Source organism: Chitinophaga sp. YIM B06452 (assembly GCF_039655965.1).
Lineage (GTDB): Bacteria > Bacteroidota > Bacteroidia > Chitinophagales > Chitinophagaceae > Chitinophaga.
The window spans coordinates 149,339-171,406 of the sequence record NZ_JAWLKY010000007.1 but is presented as its reverse complement, the minus strand read 5'-3'; the positions used below and the strand labels follow the sequence as shown (position 1 = coordinate 171,406).

Sequence of the window (22,068 nt, the reverse complement as noted above, 5' to 3'; positions counted from 1 at the left end):
GCTGTGTTTACAGGTTTCAATAGGCAAATGGCACGCCAGAAAAATTTATATGGATAACAAGCGGGAAATTAAGAAGGTTTTAACAAAGCGCGAAACTACCGGCCTATATCTTAAAATTCCGGCGCAGCTCCCGGTCCACTTCGCGGGCTTTGATGGAATCGCGCTTGTCGTGCAGTTTTTTGCCCTTACCAAGACCGATCTCCATTTTGGCCAGCCCCTTTTCTGTCATGAATATACGAAGGGGAACGATGGTGTAGCCCCGTTCCTGCATCCGTTTTTCCATCTTTTTCAGCTCTTTTTTCTGCAGCAGCAACTTGCGTTCGCGCATGGGGTCGTGGTTGGCGTAGGTGCCATGGGAGTATTCAGCGATGTGGAGGCTTTTTACATACAGCTCTCCTTTGGAAAAGTAGCAGAAGCTGTCGTTGAAACTCACCCTTCCTTCCCGGATGGATTTGATCTCAGTGCCTGTCAATACCAACCCGGCGATATATTTATCTTCTATCGCAAATTCGAAATAAGCCGATCTGTTCTTTAATTCTGCCATGATGTGGGTGGACCGGCGGTGTGGTCATTCACAGCGCCGGCCCGGGGTTCTTATTGCTTGAAAAGCACCAGCAGGGTGCTCAGTTTGTTCTTGAGTTCTTTACGGTCGGTGATGAAATCCAGGAAGCCTTTTTCCAGCAGGAATTCGGCGCTCTGGAAGCCTTCGGGAAGGTCTTTTTTGATGGTTTCCTTGATCACGCGTGGGCCGGCGAAGCCGATGAGGGCACCGGGCTCGGCGGTATTGATGTCTCCCAGCATGGCGTAAGACGCGGTAACGCCGCCGGTGGTGGGGTCTGTCATCAATGAAATATAAGGAAGGCGCGCGGCAGCCAGCTGTGTGAGCTTGGCAGACGTTTTGGCCATCTGCATCAGGGAAAATGCGCTTTCCATCATACGGGCGCCGCCTGATTTGGAAATGATCATCAGGGGAAGCTTATTGGCAATGCAATAATCTATGCTGCGGGCGATCTTTTCACCTACCACGGAGCCCATAGAGCCGCCGATGAAGTTGAAATCCATACAGGCCACTACCAGGCCGTTCCCGTTCACCTGGCCGGCGCCGACGCGCATGGCGTCAGAAAGGCCTGATTTCGCCTGGGCTTCCTTCAGCCTGGCGCCATAAGGCTTCAGGTCGCTGAAACCCAGCTGGTCCTTTGGATAGATATTGCTGAAGAGTTCTTCAAAGGCGTTGTCGTCAAAGATGATCTCGAAATACTCAGGTGAATTGATACGGTTGTGAAAGTTACATTTGTCGCATACGTACAAATTCGCTTTCAGGTCTTTCATAGTGGTCGTTTTCTTGCAATTCGGGCATTTGTGCCATAATCCGTCCGGCGCTTCTTTCTTCTCACTGGTGGTGGTTGAAATACCCTGTTTGATTCGCTTAAACCAGCTCATACTACTGTTTGTGCTAAAATTAGATTAAAGAATAATAGTGCAAGATACGATAAAATTAATATTAACCGTCAACCGGGGAAGGCGCACAAAAAAGCCGGGATGAACGGCAGTTCGTTCATCCCGGCCCTGATGCGGCATTCCGGATGCTTACCAGATGCTTTTCAGCCCGTAGACTGTGGTTTTCCCCAGTTTCGCCGTTCCGCCCTTCACGGACAGGCCCAGGGAGCGCCTGGCCGTATCGATATTCACGTTCACCGGCATAAAAAGCAGCCCGTCCGCCGTAAACACTTCCACCCCGATGCGGTCCGCATAAATGATGAGCGACAGTTTGCCGTTCACCAGGGGCGCCGGGGCGCTTACCCCGTCGATCTGCAATTGTTGTTTCGCTGCGTCATACACTACCGGCAGGCCGTTGATGTCCAGGGTCACCTGGCTGGCTTTGCCCGGTTCTATGCTGGTCCTGATCTCCAGCAGTTCCTCATGGATGTCTGCGAAAGGATTGCCGCCGCCTTCTTTCAGGCTGCGGGCGTTGACTGTGTAGGTCTTATCGCGCAATATTTCCAGCTCTTTCACAGGCGTACGCGTGAGGCGGAGACCGTTGGCGGTGGGAACGAGCTTCAGTTCCATCGGGATGCTCTGGGATTGGTTGAAGCTGGAGCCGTCTTTGTCTGTATTCGTACGCCACCAGCCAATCTCTATGCGCCGGCCCTGCGGCTGGTCTGAAAAGGTCTGGGAGGCATAGAAGTCACGGCCAAGCTGGCCGTTCAGCTTTTCCGCTTCAGGCTTGAATGTGATGCCGTCGAATGTACCGATGGCATATTCGCTGTTGGCGCCGGTGAGCACCCATTTTTTTTCACCGGGGCGGCCTTCTACGGGCAGCTCATAAAATTCCGGGCATTCGAACAGGAAACGGTCGTCGCCTTTGCCGCCCATCACGGTGCTGGTCTTTGTCCAGTGTTTGAGGTCCGGCGAACTGAGGAATTGTATGCTGTTCTGGTTGTTATCCCTTTCCACCCACAATACCATGATCCATTTTTGAGTGGGAGCGTGCCAGATCACTTTGGGATCGCGGTTGTCTTTATTGATGCGGTGTACAACGGTGCGGTCCAGCTTGGAGAATGTTCTGCCGTCTGTGCTCCATGCAAGCCCCTGCCCCCAGGACCTTGCGCCTGTGAAAAACATGACCATGGCGGGTTTGCCGGCCTGCCCGAGGCCGCTGGTGTTATTGCTGTCTACCACCGCGCCGCCGCTGAACATGGGGCCGAACTTATCCGGGTACAGCGCTTCTCCCAGCTCCTGCCAATGCACGAGGTCGTTGCTGACAGCGTGGCCCCAGTGCATGTTCCCCCATTTTACGCCATAGGGGTTATGTTGAAAAAAGAGATGGTATTCGCCGTTGTAATACACCATGCCATTCGGATCGTTGGTCCATCCGCGTTTAGGCGAGAAATGGAACTGGCCGCGCAGTTTTTCTTTGTAAAGCGTGCCGGCATTTTTATCCTCATCGCTTTGCCGGATGGGGGAGAAAGCTTTGGAATCCGCTCCCAGCTTGTCTACCCGCAGCTCAATGTCCATGCCTTTCCAGGCGCTGATATCAAGGTACGCCAGCCAGTCCGGCTCGCCATCTGCCAGTTCTATATCAAACCAGCGTTCATTTTCCCCATCCACCCATAGTTCGACATTTTTCTTTGGCGCGCCGTTCTTCACGGGCAATACAAGCCACTTTTGCGAGGCTTTGAACGTTTTGCTGAATTGTTGCGCGCTGGCGGCCTGTACGAGTAGGCAAAGGCACAATATCCCGGTCCATATGGTCTTCATGACATGCAATTTAATAGTTACAAATTTTTTATTACCAGCCATTATTTTGTTTGTACAATCCCCGGCTGTAATTGATCTGGTTAAGGGGAATGGGTAAATATTCATCCCGGTTCTTCCTGAATGAAGCATCGTTGAGGTGGGCGGATCTTGTTTTTTCCACGGTGAAGTAATGATTGATATATTCGGCAGCTATACCCCAACGCACGAGGTCAAAGAAATGATAACCTTCCGTAGCGAATTCCAGCCTGCGCTCCCACCGCAAAGCCTGGCGGGCAAAGGGCTGCGTCCAGGTGCAGTTAACGCCGGGCTGGTAGGCAGCCACTTTGTACCGGGAGGAAGGCGTGCCGTCCGATTTTTTCAGCAGGGCCGTGCTGCCGGCCGAGCGGGTGCGCAGGCCGTTGATGAGCGGCAGCGCTTCGTTATGCCTGCCCAGTTCTATCAGCGCTTCCGCCTTGAACAGCATTACATCGTCGAACCGGATGATGTCCCAGTTCTTGGAGCTGGACATAAAAGGCGGTACCTTCTGGAATGAGGGATCATCCGGCGCTACGGCTTCTTTCAGGCTGGCAAATGCATCGTACACCTCCGGTGCGCGGGCCCAGGAGCGTTGGAAAAGGAATAAAGGCTTGTATTTAAAAGGCTTCCCGGGGATCGCCACGGTATGATCGAGGCGGGGATCAAAGTTGCCGGTCTGGTAATCGCCTGATTCGGCAACGTCCACGTCGTTGTAATGATCGAACATCGGCAGGCCGTTCGCATCGGTCTTAAATGCATTGATCAGGTCGTGGCTCGGCACGTGAAACCCGCAGCAGCCGAATTCCCGGTTCATCGGGTAATTCAGCGCATGCCCGTAATCCAGCCTGCCTTTAGGCGTGCCGTCATCTTTGGAGTATTGTATCGCGAATACAGACTCCCGGCTGTTCTCGAACTGCGTGAGGAAATTGTTGCCGTAGTCATTGTTGAGCGTGTATTTGCCGGATGCGATCACTTCGTCGCAAAGCTGGTTCACTTCATTGAGCTTCGCGATGTTGATGGTCACCACCTCGTTCTTTTCATTCTGCTCATAAGCCTGGTACAGCAGGGTTTTGGCAAGGTAGGCCTTCGCCGAGAATTGATTGGCCCTGCCAATTGCAGGCTGGTTGGGCGGGAGCTGTGCCGCGGCAGCGCGGAAATCATCGGCGATCTTTGTCCACAGCGCGTCGTTGGATAAGGTCCTGTTGGATATCGTGTCATACACCGCTCTATCCACATTTTCGTCGATGTAGGGCATGTATTTGAAAAGTACCTTCAACAGGAAATAGAAGTGCCCGCGCAGGAACCGTAATTCGCCCTGCCTTACAGCCTTCTCGGGATAGTTGGCTGCATCAATGGCGTTCAGGCGCCGCAATGCATCGTTCACCCGGCCAATGCCAACGTACAGGCGGAACCACACTTCGTCGGTCAGGCCATTGTCCGCACGGTTCAGCGAAAATGTTTCCAGCAGGTGGAATTCGCTGATGTCGCCCGGCCCGTCGCCGCCTTTGTAGGCGTCTCCGCCGCGGATGCTGCCATATGGCCAGAGGCTGGTGTAAGGAGAAGTATAATGGTCGTTACCCAATGCGGAATAAGCGGCGATCACCATTTTATCAACATTCTCGGGTGTATTGAGATCATCATCGGATACAACCCCCTGCGGTGTTTGATCCAGCGCGTCCTTGCAGGAGAATACGAACAGGATGATGAATAAGAAGACGTATTTCATAACATTATTTATTTCAGAGTGAAACATTAAACCCGGCGGTAACGATCACCGGGATGGGGAAAGACTGGCCCGGTGCCTCGGGATCCGCCGCTGTAAAGCCTTTGCTCTTGAGCGTAAGCAGGTTGCTGCCTTGCAGGAATACGCGCGCATTCTGAACGGGAGTATGCCGCAGTGCACGCTTCAGGTTATAACCGAGCTGGATGTTGCGCAACTTCAGGTACGATCCGTTCTCGTAGAAATAAGTGGAAGCCCTGCCTTCGTTGTTCCTGTTCACCAGCGTCAGCGCAGGAATAGTGGAGGTTGGATTGGAAGGCGTCCAGGCACTGAGCGTTCTTTCTCCCCAGTTGCTGCCTACCCAGAGTGATGAAAAATCGGTGAACGTCTTGAAATCGTTAAACACTTGTATGCCCTGCACGCCTTGCAGGAAGAAGCTCAGGTCGAAGTCGCGGTAAGACAGCTCAACGTTCAGCCCGTAAATAAAATCAGGATTGCCGTCTGCAATATAATCCCGGTCTTTATCGTCGATCACTTTGTCGCCGTTCAGGTCGCGGTAGCGGATCCTTCCAAGCCCCTTGCCGGTTTGCGCGGCGGATTCGTCCAGGTCTTTCTGCGAGGTGAACAGGCCGTCGGCAATGTAGCCGAAAGATGAATTGATGGAACGGCCCAGGATGGTCTTGTCTGTTCCGTTGCCGGGATAAGAGGTCAATACCTGCACGGGCAGGTGGGTGACCTTATTGCGGTAAGTGGAGAAGTTCCCCGTAACAGAAAAACTCAGGCTTTTGGAGAGATTACTGCTGTAGGAAAGCAGCACTTCCAGCCCTTTATTCTGCATGGATGCGCCGTTGAACCAGTAGTTGCCGCCCTCGCCCTGTACTGCGAGGTAACCCGGGCTGATCAATATATCAGAGGTCTTTTTGATGAAATAATCAACGGAACCGGTCAGTTTGTTATCGAGCAAACCGAAGTCCACACCGAAATTGGATTCTTTGGTGCTTTCCCATTTCAGGGAATCATTGCCCCGCTGTATCCGCGTAAACCCGGAAGGCAGCTGCCCGGAACCGCTGCCGTTGATATCGTACGCGCTGCCGCTGTCGAAGCCCCAGGTAGGGTCTACGCCGTAGATGGATGCGTATAAACCGTAAGTAGCATTGTTATTGATCTCCTGGTTCCCTGATTTGCCCCATCCATAGCGGAATTTTAGGTCGGAGATAATGCTTTGCCCTTTCATGAAGGCTTCTTCGCTAACGCGCCAGCCTACGGAAAACGCAGGGAATACGCCATAGCGGTATTCTTTCCCGAACCGCGAAGAACCGTCCCTGCGCAGGGTTACAGAAGCAAGATAACGGTCTGCATAGGCATAGTTTGCTTTGCCGAAGTAGGAGAGCAGGGCATAACCGGAGCCTCCGCCACCATTGTCTTTGTTGGACGATCCGGCGTCAAGATAGGCGTAGTCGATGTTTTCGAGCGCATAACCCTGCCTGCTCGCGAAAAACGACTGGCTCATGTATTTGATGTACTCATGCCCCGCGAGGAATTCGAGGCGGTGCAGGCCCAGGTCCAGCTTGTAGTTCAGCGTATTTTGCCAGAGCCAGTTGCCGTCATAGCCCTGGTTCGTGGAGGTTTGGTTGGAAGGATCGGAAAGGAAACCGGACACATACGATTTGCGCAGCGTGCGCTGGTAGTTGCCATTGTAATCAATGCCCAGGCTGGTCCTGAAATGCAGGCCGGGAATGATGTCCAGGTCCGCATACACATTGCCGAACACGCGGTAGAAATGATTCCGGTTCTGTTTGTTGTCTTCGATCAGGCGAACAGGATTGTGACGGTCCGTCATTCCCGGCGCAGGCCCGCCCCAGCCGCCGTCTACCGCATGCACGGGCACCACAGGCTGTTGTACCAGCGAAGTGAAAAGCACGTCGCCGATAGGGATGAGGGTATTGCGGATATAGGAGAAGTTGAGGTTTTCGCCGACTTTCAGCCTGCCTTTGAAAAAGTTGTAGTCGGAGTTGAAACGGGCGGTGATCTTTTTACTGTTGGATGCTTTTACCACACCCTTGTTGTCGTAATACCCCAGGGAGAATAATGCGCTGCCTCTTTCTCCTCCGGTGCTCACGGAGATGTTGTATTGCTGGATGATGGCCGTTTGCGCGATCTCGTCGTACCAGTAGGTATTGGCGGGGCGCATCGTTTTATTGGCGTCAATGAAATCCGGGTAAATGATCCTGTTGAGCACGGGGTTGTCATAATTGCCATTCCAGTCGTATTGATAGATCTGGTTGTTGTTCGGATTGGTCCTGTCATTCACAGCGGCTTGCCAATATGCCTTTCCGCGGCCATCTGCATCGAGCGTTTTTTGTTTGGTGGCATAATACTGGGTGGAGGCGGACGCGTCGAAATCTACTCTTGTAAAACCTTTTCGCGCTTTTTTCGTGGTCACGATGATGACGCCGTTGGCTGCGCGGGAGCCGTAGATCGTGGCGGATGAGGCATCTTTCAGCACCTGTATGGATTCGATATCGTCCTGGTTCAGTTCCTGTAATCCTCTTTTGGTAGGAACGCCGTCGATCACATAGAGCGGATCGTTGTTGCCAAGCGTGCCCACGCCGCGGATGCGCACGGTTGCGCCGCCGGAAGGTGAGCCGTCGCTGGTGATGAAAACGCCGGGAACGCGGCCCTGCAGGGCTTTAACGGGATTGCCCAAAGGGATGTCTTTGATGGCTTCTACATCCACGACAGACACGGCGCCGGTCAGGTCCGCTTTTTTCTGCGCCTGGTAGCCGGTCACCACCACTTCGTTCAGGTTGCTGGCATCTTTGTCCAGCGCCACCTGCAGGTCGCCGCTGGCGGGAACTTTCGCCATGGCGGGTTTCATGCCAATATAGGTGAATGTAAGGATCTCATCGGCGGCAGCCTGTATGGAGAATCTGCCCGCGCTGTCGCTGATAACGGAATGTTTGGTTGCCTGCACGCTGACGCCGGGGAGCGGGGTGCCGGTGCTTTTTTCGGTGACGGTGCCCGTCACTTTTCGCTGCTGCGCAAAGCCGGTCAGTCCTGTAAGCAGGATGACGATGATTGTCAGACAGTATTTCATAACTACGTGGTTTTAAGTATGAATGATCCTTTTCAGAGATGCTGCTTCTTTAATGTCATAGTCGGGGCATGCGCCTTTGTAGGTGGTGATAGTGGCCGCGAGGCGGTTGGCAAAGTCCAGCGTATCGGCAGGACTGGCATTGTCGAGCATCATGGAGAGCGTAGCCGCCAGGAAAGCGTCGCCGCTGCCTACAGTGTCTACAACAGGCATTTTATAACCCGGATGACTATACGTTTTTTGGTTGATGTACAGCGCCGCGCCGTCTGCGCCTTTGGTGAGGATCACAACAGGGATGTTGAACCGTTCGCGCAGGAAGGCAACGCGGGCATCGGTAGTGGCGGCGCCGGGATACCAGCCGGATACCAGCTCCAGCTCGTCGATGTTCAGCTTGAGCACGTCTGCCTGCTGCAACAGCGATTCGATCAGCGGGCGGTCGAAGTGCGGCGCGCGGAGGTTGATGTCCAGCACTTTCCTGCGCGCCTTTTCCAGCAGGCGGAACAACGTTTCCCGCGATTCCGGATGGCGGCAGGCAAGGCTGCCGAATACAAAGTATTCCGCCTGCTCCACCACGGCGATATTTTGCTGGTCTGCCGGAATGTGATCCCATGCAGCCGGGGCAACGATCTCGTACGACATATCGCCGTTCGCATGCTGCTGCGCGTTCACGATACCGGTAGGCACGGTATCATCAATTTGAATGTAACTGGTGCAAACGCCTTTGTTTTGCAGTATCTCCAGCAGCGCGCGGCCTCTTTCATCGTTCCCGGTGCGGCTGATCATAGCGGGATGGCGGCCCAGCTTGTGGAGGTGATAGGCTGCGTTCATAGGAGCCCCGCCCGGCTGCGGGCCGGATGGGAGCAGGTCCCAGAGCACTTCGCCAAAACAGACGACGGGATGACGTGGAATAATTGGTGGAATTTGCATGATTGTCTGACGTTTATGAATGCATAATGAGGGTACCCTCTAATTGTTCCAGTGATTTGCCTTTTGTTTCCGGCATGATCTTCCAGACGAATATCAATTGCAGCACCATCATGATGCAGAAGAACAAAAAGGTATTTCCGCCGCCGAGGTTTTCCGTAAGCATGGGAAATATAAAAGCGATAACGGCCGCCATCACCCAATGCGTCATGCTGCCGAGCGTTTGCCCTTTTGCCCTGACGGTATTGGGGAATATCTCGGAGATGAACACCCATATCACCGCTCCCTGTGAAAAGGCGAAAAAAGCGATGTAAACCAGCAGGAATACGGTCACGGCGAGCCCGGAGAAGTCGTTCAGGTAAAAAGCGCGGGACACCAGGCCCAGCGTGGCGATCAGCCCGAGCGAACCGATCAGCATCAGTGTGCGCCGGCCAAACCGGTCAATAAAATTGAGCGCGAGCAGGGTGAAGATGAAATTCACCAAACCAATGCCTACGCTGGATAGGAGGGCGGATTGCCTGCCAAGGCCCGTCATCTCGAATATCCGCGGCGCGTAATAAATGATGGCATTGATGCCAGACACCTGGTTGAACACCGCAAAAGCGACCGCCAGGAAAACCGGGAAGCGGTTCTTCCGGGAGAAAAGCGCAGCATTGCCCGCCGCATGGAGGGACTGCATGTCCTGCCGGATCATTTCCATTTCTTTTTGATAACCCGTAGGATTGATGATCCGGAATGTTTTTTCCGCCTGGCTGAGATCGCCTTTCCGTATGATCAGCCAGCGCGGGCTTTCGGGCACGAACCGCAGCATGACCAGGAACAGGAGGGAAGGCACGGTCTGCACGCCGAGCATCCAGCGCCAGGAAGATTCGCCGTCCTGCCCGATCAGGTAATTGGAAAGGTAGGACACGAGGATGCCGAATACGATATTGAACTGGAAGAGCGCTACCAGCTTGCCCCTTGAAGCTGCGGGCGAGATCTCCGATATGTATACCGGTGCTGTTACAGACGAGGCGCCTACGCCGATGCCACCCAGGAAGCGGAACACCAGGAAAACATACCAGTTGGTGGCCAGCGCAGTGCCAAGAGAGGAAAAGAGATACAGGACGGCTATAATGATCAAAGTGTTCTTCCTGCCCAGTTTCTCCGAAGGAATGCTGCCAAGCATCGAACCGATGATCGTACCGATCAGCGCAATGGAAACGGTCAGGCCGTGCGCAAAACCATCAAGGTTCCAATACTGCTGGATAGACTGCTCTGCACCGGAAATAACCGCCGTATCAAAGCCAAAAAGAAAACCGCCAAGGGCTACCGTAATACTCCAGAGGAAAACTTTGTTTTTCATATATCGGGTGGAATTTTACCCAACTTACGGGTGTTCCTGCCGGAAGACGTGAATACCCGTTTCAAAGACTTACAAAATCGTATCATTTCGAAATTTTCTTATCATGTTGCTCCTGAATGAAATAAATAGTTTGAATTGTCAATATTTGAAACTGATTTTAGGTTTAGTACAATGGATTTTAGATCCCGGATCATTTTGGCAGATAAATGACGATGCTGCGGGCACGCAGTTGAAAGAAAAATTCTACATTGGATCATGTTTCGGTTCCTCGTTATACTGATCTTACTCGCCGGCTGCCGCCCGTCGCCGGAACGCCGGCATTTCAGGATAGGCTTTTCACAATGCGGTGAGGCGGACCACTGGCGCAGATCCATGCTGGCCGAAATGCAGCGGGAGCTTTCTTTTCACCCTGGCATATCATTGATCTACAAACAGGCGGACGATAACAGCGGGCTGCAGGTGAAGCAGGTGCGGGAATTGCTGGCAGAAGGGATAGACCTGCTGATCATCTCCCCGAACGAGGCCAGGCCGCTGACGCCGGTAGTAGAGGAGGTTTTTAACAGGGGCATCCCGGTGATAGTGGTAGATCGGAAGATCGCTTCCACCAGTTATACTAATTATATTGGCGCGGATAATTACGAGATCGGGAGGATCGCCGGCGAATACGTGGCGGCTTTGCTGAAAGGAAAAGGAAATGTGATCGAGGTGGTAGGGCTGCCTGCCTCTTCTCCGGCGATAGAGCGGAAACGCGGGTTCCAGGACGGCATCCGCAGGCATCCTGGCATTCGCATGCTGCAACAGGTGCATGGGGACTGGGTGCAACAGAAGTCAGAAGCCGCGCTGGACAGCATCAGCAGCTTCCTGCCGCGGGCAGACCTGGTGTTTGCGCACAACGATGTAATGGCCATGGGCGCGCGGCAGGCCTGCAACCGGGCGGGCGCAAGAAGCACAAAGATCATCGGCGTGGATGCATTGCCTGGGAAAGGAGCAGGGCTGGAAATGGTGTCCGGCAAAGTGCTGGATGCCTCGCTGCTGTACCCCACCGGCGGAACGGAAGCCATCCGCAATGCCATCAGCATCCTGAATAAAACCGCCCTTCCCAAAGAAACTTTCCTGCAAACGCTGGTGGTGGACTCCACGAATGTGCGGATGATGCAGCTGCAGACCGACAAGATACTCAACCAGCAAAAAGATATAGAGCTGCAGCAGGGCATGATCGCGGAACAGCTCCGCGTATATAAAAGCCAGCGCACCATGCTGTATGTGCTGGGCATCACGCTCGGCGCGGCCGTGATCTTCGCCGGACTGCTCTGGTATTCCCGCAATCTCAATAAACAGATCAACCGCAAGCTGGCCCTGCAGAACGAGGAGATCAGCCGCCAGAGCAAACAACTGATAGCAATGAGCGAGGCTGCCGCACAGGCCAATGAAGCGCGCATCACATTCTTCACCAATATCTCCCACGAAATACGGACGCCGCTAACGCTCATCATCGGGCCGCTGGATGAAATACTCCAACACTCCAGGATGCACGGCAGCGAGCGGCAGCAGCTGTCGCTCGTGAGAAAGAACGCCAGCCGCCTGCTGCACCTGGTGAACCAGCTGATGGATTTCAGGAAGCTGGAGTTCAACAAAATGCAGGTCCGCGCATCGGAGAACGACCTGGTGCTTTTCTGCCACGAGATCGTGGAGATCTTCCAGCAGATCGCCCGCCAGAGAGGGATCGACTGCCGGCTCGTAACGTCCGAGCGCAGCCTGCCTGTGTGGATGGATACAGGCATGATGGACAAAGTGCTGTTCAATCTCATGTCCAATGCCTTCAAATTCACGCCCGACCAGGGCGCGGTGCTCATCAAGCTGGAGAAGCGGGACGAAGAGGCCGTGATCCAGGTGCAGGATACCGGGATCGGCATGTCTGCCGAAGTGATGCAGCATGCCTTTGATATTTTTTACCAGGGAGACGTGGACAATCATAAAGGCTCCGGCCTGGGGCTGGCGCTCTGCAAGGAACTGGTACAGCTGCACCACGGCACGATCTCGGCCAGCAGTGGGAAGAACAGGGGTACCATCTTCACCATTTCGTTACCATTGGGCAACCGGCATTTCGAACCCGGGGAACTGCATGGATCCACCGGCAGGGAAGAGCCGCAACTTTATACCGCAGAACTATTGCCGGTGGCAGACGAGCCCGGGGAACAGGCAAAACTGGACAAACGGTTCGTGATCCTCCTGGTGGAAGATAACCCCGAGCTGCGGAGCTTTATCAGGCACCGCCTGTCTGAAGAATATGAAGTGCTGGAAGCTGAAAACGGCCAGCAGGGCCTGCAAATGGCCTTTGAATATTTGCCCGACGGGATCATCTGCGATGTGATGATGCCGGTGAAAGACGGGCACGCGCTGCTGAAAGAGATCAAAGCGGATGTGAGGACCGCGCACATCCCAGTGGTATTGCTGACGGCCAGGGTAACGCCGGACCAGCAGGTGGAAGGATTGCAGAACAAAGCGGACGCCTACATCCTTAAACCTTTCGATTTTAAAATATTGCAGCATACGCTCACCAGCCTGCTCGCCAACCGCAGCCACCTGAAAGAGCACTTCACGGCGGACATCCCGGCCGGCCTGAGAAACACGGCTTCCCGCCGCTCAGACCTTCGTTTTGTTTCGGAGTTCACTTCCATCGTGGAGAACAATATCGGGAATGAAGAATTTTCCATCGAGGATATTTACCGGCAGATGAATATTTCAAAAGTGCAGCTGTACAGGAAAGTAAAGGCACTGATGGGTACTAACGTCAACGAATATATTTTGAATGCGCGTTTGCAGAAGGCGCGGTACTTCCTGCAGCACCAGGAGTACTCGGTGGCGGAAGTGGCGTACAAAACAGGCTTTTCGTCGCCGGCTTATTTCTCCACGGTATTCAGGAACAAGCTCGGTATTTCACCCACCATGTTCAAAGGAAAAAATAAAGGCTGACCTTGTAAAAGATCAGCCTTTGTTATAAAAGTTGCGATGCCTTATGCGTTGCGGTTGATGCAGTTCAGATCGGTGAACGCTTCTTCCAGGCGGCTCACGAAGGTTTCTTCGCCTTTGCGCAGCCACACGCGGGGATCGTAGTATTTTTTGTTGGGTTTGTCTGCCCCCTCAGGGTTGCCCAGCTGGGCCTGCAGGTATGCTTCTTTGGATTTGTAATAACCCAGCACGCCTTCCCAGAAAGCCCATTGCATGTCGGTATCGATGTTCATCTTGATCACACCGTAACCCAGGGTCTCGTTGATCTGCTGTTTGGGAGAGCCGGAACCGCCGTGGAATACGTAAAACACGGGTTTTTTAGCAGTATTGTGTTTTTTCTCGATGTATTCCTGGCTGTTTCTCAGGATTTCAGGACGCAGTTCCACGTTGCCCGGGCTGTAAACGCCGTGCACGTTGCCGAAAGCCGCGGCCACGGTGAAGCGGGTACCCACCTGGTTGAGGGTTTCATAGGCAAAAGCCACATCTTCAGGCTGGGTGTACAGCAGGGAGTTTTCTACGCCGGAATTGTCCACACCATCTTCTTCACCGCCGGTAACGCCCAGCTCGATCTCGATGGACATGCCCAGTTTGTTCATTCTTTCGAAGTATTTCTTTGATATCTCGATATTCTCATGAATAGGCTCTTCGGAGAGGTCCAGCATGTGGGAGCTGTAAAGCGGCTGGCCGGTTTCTTTTTTGAAGGCTTCGCCGGCTGTGAGCAGGCCGTCTATCCAGGGCAGCCATTTTTTGGCGGCATGGTCTGTATGCAGCACAACGGGTACGCCGTAATATTTGGCTACTTCATGCACGTGCCTGGCGCCGGAGATACCACCGGAAATATTGGCCTGCAGCTTGTCGTTCGGCATGCCTTTACCGGCAAAGAACTGCGCACCGCCGTTAGAAAACTGGATGATCACGGGGGAATTCACCTTGGCGGCTGTTTCCAATACTGCATTCACGGAGTTGGTACCCACTACGTTCACTGCGGGCATGGCAAATTCATTCTGTTTGGCATCATTGTAGAGCGCTTCCAGCTCTTCGCCGAATAATACGCCGGCTTTGTACTTTCCCATAGACGATGATATGTTTTTTATTTTTAAAGGAAAGCAAATATAGGCAATTCAATTTTTAGTTTTCCCCTAAAGTTGAAAGGGCCAATCCCGGCCCAGCCGGGACCAGCCCTTTGTAAGGTGGCCTGTTTCAGTGAGGAATCCTCCCTAATATGATTATTTCACAGTAAGGGTATTGCCGCTGATCTCCACGGTATATTTGGCAAGCGCTGTAGTGGCAGGGCCTGTATTCACCGTTCCGTCTGAATTGAATTTGCTGCCATGGCCGCATGAGCTGCCGCATTCGATGATGCCGCCGTTTACGCCGGAGAGCGTGCAGCCCTGGTGTGTGCAGGTGCTGGTTACCGCTGAAAATGATGCGGGAACATTGGAAGCTGCAAGCCTGATGAGCACTACGCCGCCGCTGATAATGGAACTGCCCACCGTGGTGAGCTGGTTGCTCAGGTTCACGGTCAGCCTGGCATTGCTGCCGCCGCCTGGCGGATTACCCGGGGGAGGATCAGGCTGGGGATCGTCTCCTTTTCCACCGCAGGCCGCCAAACCGCCGGTACAGACAATAGCAAGGGTAATGCCCATGTTGGACAAAAAGTCTCTTCTTTCCATAATTGAGATGGTTTAATTTGTTGGTTGTTTATCAGATTCGTTTTAACGGCTTGTAAAAACGGTTTTTCAGGAAGAGTACGGCAGATGATTTAAACGGGTTGCCTGGGGAAATAAAAAAGATGACCACGTCATTGCGAGGAGCAGCAGAGCCACAGCGGGAGGGGCGACGAAGCAATCTAAAGCGTTGAATTGCGTACTCCAAGCCATGGAAGAGATTGCTTCGTCGCGGCTCCTGCACAAAGCCCACGCGGCTCCTCGCAATGACGGGCTTTTACCTGTGTTATCAGCGCAGGGAATGCAGCAGCTCATTAAAATAACCCGGTGCATGCAGCAGCCTGCTGCCATACCAGGAGAACATTTCCCCATCCACGAGCCGCACCTCCGCATCGGGGAGATAAGCTTTTATTTCTTCAATATGTTTTTCCTTAAAAGGATAGGGCTCGCTGGACAGCAATACCAGCCTGCATCCGCTGGCGGCCAGCTGCGGCAGGCTCAGGGATGGGTAACGGGGAATGTCTTCAAATACATTCCGCAGCCCGCATGTATGCAGCATCTGGTGGATGAAGGTATCGCCACCCGCGACCATCCACGGGTCGCGCCAGATGAAATAGGCAGTGGGAATGGCAACCGGGAGGGGTTGAAGGAGATCGAAACGTTCGCGGATATGTTGGGCAAGCTGCTGCGCGGCATGGCGTTTGGCAAGGATGTCGCCGAGGGAAGTGATCATATCCAGCGCATCGCTGAGGGTATGGATGTCGCTGACCCAAACAGGGTAATCTTTGGCCAGGGATTCCACCTGTTCCTTTTCGTTTTCTTCTTTATTGGCAATGACCAGGTCGGGCCGGAGGGACGCGATCACTTCTGGTTTCACCTGCTTGGTGCCGCCCACGCGGGTTTTGGACCGGAACCATTCTTCAGGATGGATACAAAATTTGGTGATGCCTGCAACGTCAGCCCCGAGGTCGTACAATAATTCCGTTTGCGAAGGCACCAGCGATACAATGCGCTGCGGAGGCGAAGGAATATCCACCCTGCGGCCCGTCTGATCTGTATAAAACATGTGCGGGTATTAATTGCCGAGCGCCTGGATGATGTCGTATTTGGTCACGATATGATGCGCCCCGGTATCGTCCTGCGTGAGCACGGCGCCGTTCTCTTTGTTGATATAAACAGCCAGTTTTTCAATCGGCGTGTCCATCGCCACCACGGGAAACGCTCTGTGCATCACGCTTTGCACGGATGCTTCCTTCAGCTCGGGCTGGTCGATCAGTTTGCTGAACAGCCCGCCTTCCGAAATGGCGCCGATGATCTGGCCGTTTTGCAGCACGGGCAAATGTTCTATATCGAATTTCTTCATCTTGGCAATGGCGTCGTGCACTTTTTCTTCCGGTGCGATGGTCACCAGCGGCAGGTTGCGCCTGCTATTTACGACGTCTTTTACGGTCTTCACGTCCAGGAAACCGCGTTCCATCATCCACTGGTCGTTGTATACTTTGCCTACGTAACGGCTGCCATGATCGTGGAAAACCACCACCACCAGGTCTGTCGGTTTGAGTTTGCTCTTCAGCTGCAGAAGCCCTGCCATGGCCGATCCTGCGGAATATCCCACGAAAATGCCTTCTTCTTTGGAAATGCGGCGGGCCATTACGGCGCCGTCTTTATCAGTCACTTTTTCGAAGTGATCGATCACGCTCATGTCATAGTTCTGCGGCACAAAATCTTCCCCGATGCCCTCGGTGATATAAGGATGCACTTCGTTCATATCCAGCTCGCCGGTGTCGAAGAATTTCTTGAGCAGCGACCCGTAGCTGTCTATGGCCCACACCTGTATGGCGGGATTTTTCTCCTTCAGGAATTTGCCCGTGCCGGTAATGGTGCCGCCGGTGCCGGTGGCCACTACCAGGTGCGTGATCTTCCCGTCCGTCTGCTCCCATATTTCAGGCCCGGTCTGCTCGTAATGCGCGTCGCGGTTGGCGAGGTTGTCGTATTGATTTACATAAAAGGAATTCGGTATCTCGGTGGCCAGGCGCCTGCTCACGGAGTAGTAGGACTTCGGATCTTCCGGCAGCACGTTGGTGGGGCATACGATCACTTCAGCGCCTACGGCCTTGAGGATGTCCACCTTTTCTTTGGATTGTTTATCGGTCGTGGTAAAAATGCATTTATAACCCTTCACGATGGCCGCCAGCGCAAGGCCCATCCCGGTATTGCCGGAAGTGCCTTCGATGATGGTGCCGCCTGGCTTCAGCAGGCCGCGTTTTTCGGCCTCTTCCACCATCCGCACGGCCATGCGGTCCTTGATGGAGTTGCCGGGATTGAAAAATTCCACTTTTGCATACACGGGGCAGGGCAGGCCTGCGCTCACGCGGTGCAATTTCACTAACGGGGTATTGCCGATCGTTTCAAGTATGTTTTCGCAGTAGTTCATAAGTTTTGGTGCTTGGTAAACGAAATTAAGGTAATTGGTTGAATGATGATTTATATTTGCTGCTATGAATAATATCTTCATCACCGGTATTGGCACCGGCGTAGGCAAAACGGTGGCGTCTGCCTGTGTGGCGGAAGCCCTGGGCGCGCTGTACTGGAAACCGGTGCAGGCCGGCCTGCAGGATGCCACGGACACGCAGACCGTGCGCTCCCTGCTCAGCGAACCCGGCAACGTGAAAGATGAACTGTACCGCCTCAGGATGCCCGCATCGCCGCACCTGGCGGCCCGCAGGGAAGGCGTTACCATTTATGAGGACCGCATCATCGAACATGCGAAGCAGTTGCAGCAGCCCGGCAAACCTTTGGTGATCGAAGGCGCGGGCGGGCTCATGGTGCCGCTCAGCGGGCAGTATTTCACGCTGGACCTCATAAAGGCCCTCGGCGCGAAAGTGATCGTTGTGTCGCAGAACTACCTTGGCAGCATCAACCACAGCCTGCTTACGGCCATGGCGCTGCGCAATGCCGATATACCCGTGCTGGGCTGGATCTTCAACGGCGACCATCATACCAACGAAGACGATATCATCAGTTGGAGCCGCTACCACCGCATCACCCGCATCCCGCGGGCGCGCAGGCTCAACCGCGATTTCGTGGCCGTGCAGGCGGAGCTGATGCGGCCTGCCTTGCAGCAGCTGCTCTCCGAAGGATAACTGTGATCTTTAAACGAAGCCTGAACTTCCAATGCCATTATTTAAAAAGGATATACGGAAAGACTATCTTGCAAAAAGGCTCGCGCTGGGCGAAGAAGAATGGCTTAGCCTGAATACCGCGCTGATGGAGCATTGCAGGGAACTGAAGCTGGGCATGCCTTCCTACGTTCACCTCTTCCTGCCCATCGCCGCCAAAAAAGAGGTAGATACTTACCCGCTGGCGGAATGGCTGAAGCAGCAATACCCGGGCATACAGCTGGTGCTGAGCCGCTCTTACCTGGCCACCGGCAGTATGCAGCATTTCCGCTGGGACGATGCCACCCGCCTCGTGCACAATTCCTATGGTATCCCCGAGCCCGAAAGCGGCGAGCTGGTAGCCCCGCTGGACATCGACGTGGTGTTTGTGCCCATGCTGGCCTTCGACAAAACAGGCCAGCGCGTAGGTTACGGCAAAGGTATGTACGATGCTTTCCTGCAGCAATGCCGGCCCGGCGTGAAAGCCATCGGCCTCAGCCTGTTCAGCCCGCTGCCCGAGCCCATAGCCGACGCTTACCGCGGCGATGTGCCCATGGACGCAGTAGTGACGCCCGATGGCGTTTTTTATTTTTCAGCTTAAAAAGAAAGTCCCGTGTGGCAATACCTGAACTACCTTTTATACCCGTTTTCCCTCTTATACGGCCTGGTGCTGTGGATACGTAACCGCCTATACGATAATGGCGTGCTCACTTCTGTAGAGTTCGACCTGCCGGTGATTGCCGTTGGCAACCTGTCTGTAGGCGGCACCGGCAAAACCCCGCATGTGGAATACCTGATCCGCCTGCTGAAAGGGCATTACAACATCGCTACCCTCAGCCGCGGCTACAACCGCCGCACCAAAGGCTTCCTGCTGGCAAAGGCGGATACGACCGCGGCAGACATTGGCGACGAACCCATGCAGTTCCACCAGAAATTCCCCACCATTACCGTATGCGTGGGCGAAGAGCGCATGCTGGCCGTGCCCGAGCTGCTGGGCGAAAGGCCGGAAACACAGCTGATACTGCTGGACGATGCTTTCCAGCACCGCTCCATCAAACCCGGGCTGAACCTCATGGTAACAGACCACAGCAGGCTGTTTACACGCGATCATGTGGTGCCTTTCGGGCGGCTGCGCGAGGGCAGGAAAGGCTATCACCGGGCAAACGGCATCATCGTCAGCAAATGCCCGCCGGACCTCAGCAAAGCAGAGCAGGACAAGCTGCGCGCCGAGATACAGCCATTGCCGCACCAGCGGCTGTTTTTCACCACCCTGCGTTACGGGCAGCCGGTAGATATGCTCACGAACGAACGGGCGGAAATACCTGCGGAAGCCGGCATTCTCGTAGTGTGCGGCATTGCGCGGCCGGAGCCTTTGGTACAACATTTGCTGCAACGGTACAAAAACGTACACCTGCTCTCTTTCCCGGACCATTACTACTATACGCAGAAAGACCTGGACAAGATCAAGCTGGAGCTTGACCAGCTGGACGGGGATCAAAAGTGCATCATCACCACCGAAAAGGACGCCGTGAGATTGCATTTGCTGCATGAGCGCATTAGTCATATGCAATTGCCCTTTAAAGTGATGCCCGTAGAAGTGGCCTTCCTGTCGGGGGAGGAGGAATCGTTTAATAGTTTTATTTTTGAGTATGTTGCAAACAGTATGTTAGCGGCTGAAAACGAAGCCGGATAATACACACCGCACCCTAAAATCATGTCAATGAAGAAGAAGAAACCCAGGAAGGACTGCAGCCAGAAGAAGACCTATAAAGGTATTGTGGATGTGACCCGCTCAGGGATGGCCTTTGTAGCGGTAGAAGGCCTGCCGAGCGATATCATGGTAAAACAGAAAAACCTGAACACCGCGCTGGACGGCGACGAAGTGCTGGTGGATGTGATCCGCCAGGGTAAGGGTCCCGGCCGCATGGAAGGGTTCATTACCGATGTGCTGAAACGCAAGAAGACCGAATTTACCGGCACTATCCAGCTAAGCAAGACCTTTGCTTTCCTGGTGCCTGAAAAGGGAGCCGGGGTACCCGATATCTATATTCCCGAAAATTCACTCAAAGAAGCCAAAGACGGCGATAAAGCCGTGGTGCGCATCGTGGCCTGGGGGGAAAAGACCCGCAAGCCCGTGGGCGAGATCGTGGAAATACTCGACGCGTCAGACGCGAACGACCTGGCCATGAAAGAGATACTCGTGGAAAGCGGCTTTCCGCTGCATTATCCCGATGAAGTGCTCGAAGAGCTGGCCACCATCAAAGAAAATATTACCGCTGAAGAGGTCGGCAAACGCAAAGACTTCCGTAAGATACTCACCTTCACCATCGACCCGGTGGATGCGAAGGATTTTGACGACGCCCTTTCCATCCGCCGCCTGAAGAACGGCCTGCTGGAAATAGGCGTGCACATTGCCGATGTAAGCCATTACGTGGAGCCGCTTACCGCACTGGACAAAGAAGCCGAGAAACGCGCCACCTCCGTGTACCTGCCGGACCGTGTGCTGCCCATGCTGCCGGAGAAGATATCCAACGAGCTGTGCTCACTGCGGCCGCATGAAGACAAACTCACGTTCTCCGCCGTGTTCCAGATCAACGACAAGGCGGAAGTGAAGCAATACTGGCTGGGCCGCACCGTGATCCATTCCGCGCACCGCTTCACCTACGAAGAAGTGCAGGAGGTCATCGAAAAAGGAGAGGGGCCTTACGACCAGGAAGTGCTGCTGCTGAACAACCTGGCGCAAACTATGCGCAGGAAACGCTTCAAGGACGGTGCTATCAATTTCTCTTCACAGGAAGTGCGCTTCCAGCTGGATGAAAGCGGCAAGCCCATTGGCGTTACCATCAAGGAAAGCAAGGAAGCCCACCAGCTGATCGAGGAGTTTATGCTGCTGGCGAACCGCACTGTGGCCGAATACGTATCCAAACAAAAAGTGAACAAGAACCCCGTGCCTTTTCCTTACCGCGTGCACGATACGCCGGATGAAGAAAAAATGCACGTTTTCGCAGTGTTCGCCAGTAAATTCGGGTATAAATTCGATGTGAACAGTCCCGAAACGATCGCCGCATCTTTCAACAAGATGCTGCAGCTGGTGCAGGGCAAGCCCGAGCAGCATGTGCTGGAAACGCTGGGCATCCGTACCATGGCCAAAGCGGCTTACACCACGGAAAACATCGGCCACTACGGGCTGGGGTTCATGCATTACTGCCATTTCACCTCGCCCATCAGGCGGTACCCTGATGTGCTGGTGCACCGCATCCTGGCGCAATGCCTGGCCGAGGATATCAAGGTGGACAAGCAACTGGAAAAGCGCTGCAAACATTCTTCCGAAATGGAAAGAAAGGCCATGGACGCAGAACGCGCCGGCAACAAATACAAACAGGTGGAATACATGCAGCAGTTCATCGGTGAAACCTTCGAAGCCGTTGTAAGCGGCGTGGCGCATTTCGGCTTCTGGGCCGAAACCGTGGAGGCCAAATGTGAAGGGCTGATCAGCATCCACAACCTCAGCGAGGATTTCAGGCATTCCGAAGCGGAATACGCGCTGGTAGGTATGCAAACCGGCCGCAGGATCAGGATAGGAGACAGGGTGACCATCCAGGTGGTGGCCGCCAGCCTCGCCAAACGCCAGCTGGATTATGATCTCGTGGAAACCGAAGCGGAAGACGCCGGCGGCAAACGCCCTTCCAAACGGAGAAGCGCCGAAATGCCCAGGGAAGGCGTGAGCACAAAAAACGTGACCATGCCGGACAGGGAAGCCAAACAAAAGAATACCGGCAAGCAGGGCAGTAGGGGCCGCAAACCCGCCGCAGACGCTAAACCGGCTACCAGGAAGAAAAAGAAGTAACAGCAGAACCAGAAGAATATAACACTCGCAT

At 54.0% G+C, this 22,068-nt stretch carries 16 protein-coding genes; 5 read left to right on the top strand and 11 right to left on the bottom strand.

Going from position 1 to position 22,068, the window contains the following annotated elements; all coding sequences use genetic code 11:
- Nucleotides 1-103: 103 nt before the first annotated feature.
- From smpB to R3I13_RS24825, 7 genes are all read right to left on the bottom strand, one after another.
- Nucleotides 104-544 carry an SsrA-binding protein SmpB gene (gene smpB, locus R3I13_RS24855; protein ID WP_346320697.1) on the bottom strand — a complete coding sequence of 147 codons (441 nt, stop codon included), beginning with the start codon at nt 542-544 and terminating at the stop codon, nt 104-106.
- Between the two features lie 50 nt (nt 545-594).
- Complete coding sequence (gene accD, locus R3I13_RS24850) at nt 595-1,440, bottom strand: acetyl-CoA carboxylase, carboxyltransferase subunit beta (RefSeq protein ID WP_346320696.1); 846 nt, start codon at nt 1,438-1,440, stop codon at nt 595-597.
- A 147-nt stretch (nt 1,441-1,587) separates the two neighbouring features.
- A complete protein-coding gene (locus tag R3I13_RS24845; RefSeq protein WP_346320695.1) occupies nt 1,588-3,258 on the bottom strand; it encodes a glycoside hydrolase family 32 protein in 1,671 nt (556 codons plus the stop codon).
- A gap of 31 nt (nt 3,259-3,289) precedes the next feature.
- On the bottom strand, nt 3,290-4,999 hold the full coding sequence (locus R3I13_RS24840) for a RagB/SusD family nutrient uptake outer membrane protein (RefSeq protein WP_346320694.1): 1,710 nt from the start codon (nt 4,997-4,999) through the stop codon (nt 3,290-3,292).
- Nucleotides 5,000-5,012: 13 nt separating this feature from the next.
- A complete protein-coding gene (locus tag R3I13_RS24835) occupies nt 5,013-8,090 on the bottom strand; it encodes a TonB-dependent receptor (RefSeq protein WP_346320693.1) in 3,078 nt (1,025 codons plus the stop codon).
- Nucleotides 8,091-8,102: 12 nt separating this feature from the next.
- Nucleotides 8,103-9,014: a carbohydrate kinase gene (locus R3I13_RS24830; protein WP_346320692.1), complete on the bottom strand. Its 912-nt coding sequence runs from the start codon at nt 9,012-9,014 to the stop codon at nt 8,103-8,105.
- Nucleotides 9,015-9,027: 13 nt separating this feature from the next.
- Nucleotides 9,028-10,356, bottom strand: a complete 1,329-nt coding sequence (locus R3I13_RS24825; RefSeq protein ID WP_346320691.1) for a sugar porter family MFS transporter — start codon at nt 10,354-10,356, stop codon at nt 9,028-9,030.
- Between the two features lie 255 nt (nt 10,357-10,611).
- On the opposite strand from R3I13_RS24825, the gene R3I13_RS24820 reads away from it, so the two are divergent.
- Nucleotides 10,612-13,329: a substrate-binding domain-containing protein gene (locus tag R3I13_RS24820; RefSeq protein WP_346320690.1), complete on the top strand. Its 2,718-nt coding sequence runs from the start codon at nt 10,612-10,614 to the stop codon at nt 13,327-13,329.
- 41 nt (nt 13,330-13,370) lie between these two features.
- On the opposite strand, the gene fbaA is transcribed toward R3I13_RS24820, so the two are convergent.
- The 4 genes from fbaA to R3I13_RS24800 form a co-directional block, all read right to left on the bottom strand.
- Entirely contained in the window at nt 13,371-14,438 is a 1,068-nt protein-coding gene (fbaA, locus tag R3I13_RS24815; protein ID WP_346320689.1) for a class II fructose-bisphosphate aldolase, read from the bottom strand.
- 153 nt (nt 14,439-14,591) lie between these two features.
- Nucleotides 14,592-15,038, bottom strand: a complete 447-nt coding sequence (locus tag R3I13_RS24810) for a Rieske 2Fe-2S domain-containing protein (protein WP_346320688.1) — start codon at nt 15,036-15,038, stop codon at nt 14,592-14,594.
- Between the two features lie 283 nt (nt 15,039-15,321).
- Nucleotides 15,322-16,098 (bottom strand): helical backbone metal receptor, encoded by a 777-nt coding sequence (locus tag R3I13_RS24805; RefSeq protein ID WP_346320687.1) that lies wholly within the window; start codon nt 16,096-16,098, stop codon nt 15,322-15,324.
- 9 nt (nt 16,099-16,107) lie between these two features.
- Complete coding sequence (locus R3I13_RS24800) at nt 16,108-17,466, bottom strand: pyridoxal-phosphate dependent enzyme (protein ID WP_346320686.1); 1,359 nt, start codon at nt 17,464-17,466, stop codon at nt 16,108-16,110.
- 64 nt (nt 17,467-17,530) lie between these two features.
- On the opposite strand from R3I13_RS24800, the gene bioD reads away from it, so the two are divergent.
- The 4 genes from bioD to rnr are packed head-to-tail and all read left to right on the top strand — an operon-like array spanning nt 17,531 to nt 22,037.
- On the top strand, nt 17,531-18,175 hold the full coding sequence (gene bioD / locus R3I13_RS24795) for a dethiobiotin synthase (RefSeq protein WP_346320685.1): 645 nt from the start codon (nt 17,531-17,533) through the stop codon (nt 18,173-18,175).
- Between the two features lie 31 nt (nt 18,176-18,206).
- Nucleotides 18,207-18,791 (top strand): 5-formyltetrahydrofolate cyclo-ligase, encoded by a 585-nt coding sequence (locus R3I13_RS24790; RefSeq protein WP_346320684.1) that lies wholly within the window; start codon nt 18,207-18,209, stop codon nt 18,789-18,791.
- A 12-nt stretch (nt 18,792-18,803) separates the two neighbouring features.
- Nucleotides 18,804-19,883, top strand: a complete 1,080-nt coding sequence (gene lpxK / locus R3I13_RS24785) for a tetraacyldisaccharide 4'-kinase (protein WP_346320683.1) — start codon at nt 18,804-18,806, stop codon at nt 19,881-19,883.
- Nucleotides 19,884-19,910: 27 nt separating this feature from the next.
- On the top strand, nt 19,911-22,037 hold the full coding sequence (gene rnr / locus R3I13_RS24780) for a ribonuclease R (RefSeq protein WP_346320682.1): 2,127 nt from the start codon (nt 19,911-19,913) through the stop codon (nt 22,035-22,037).
- The last annotated feature ends 31 nt before the right edge of the window (nt 22,038-22,068 follow it).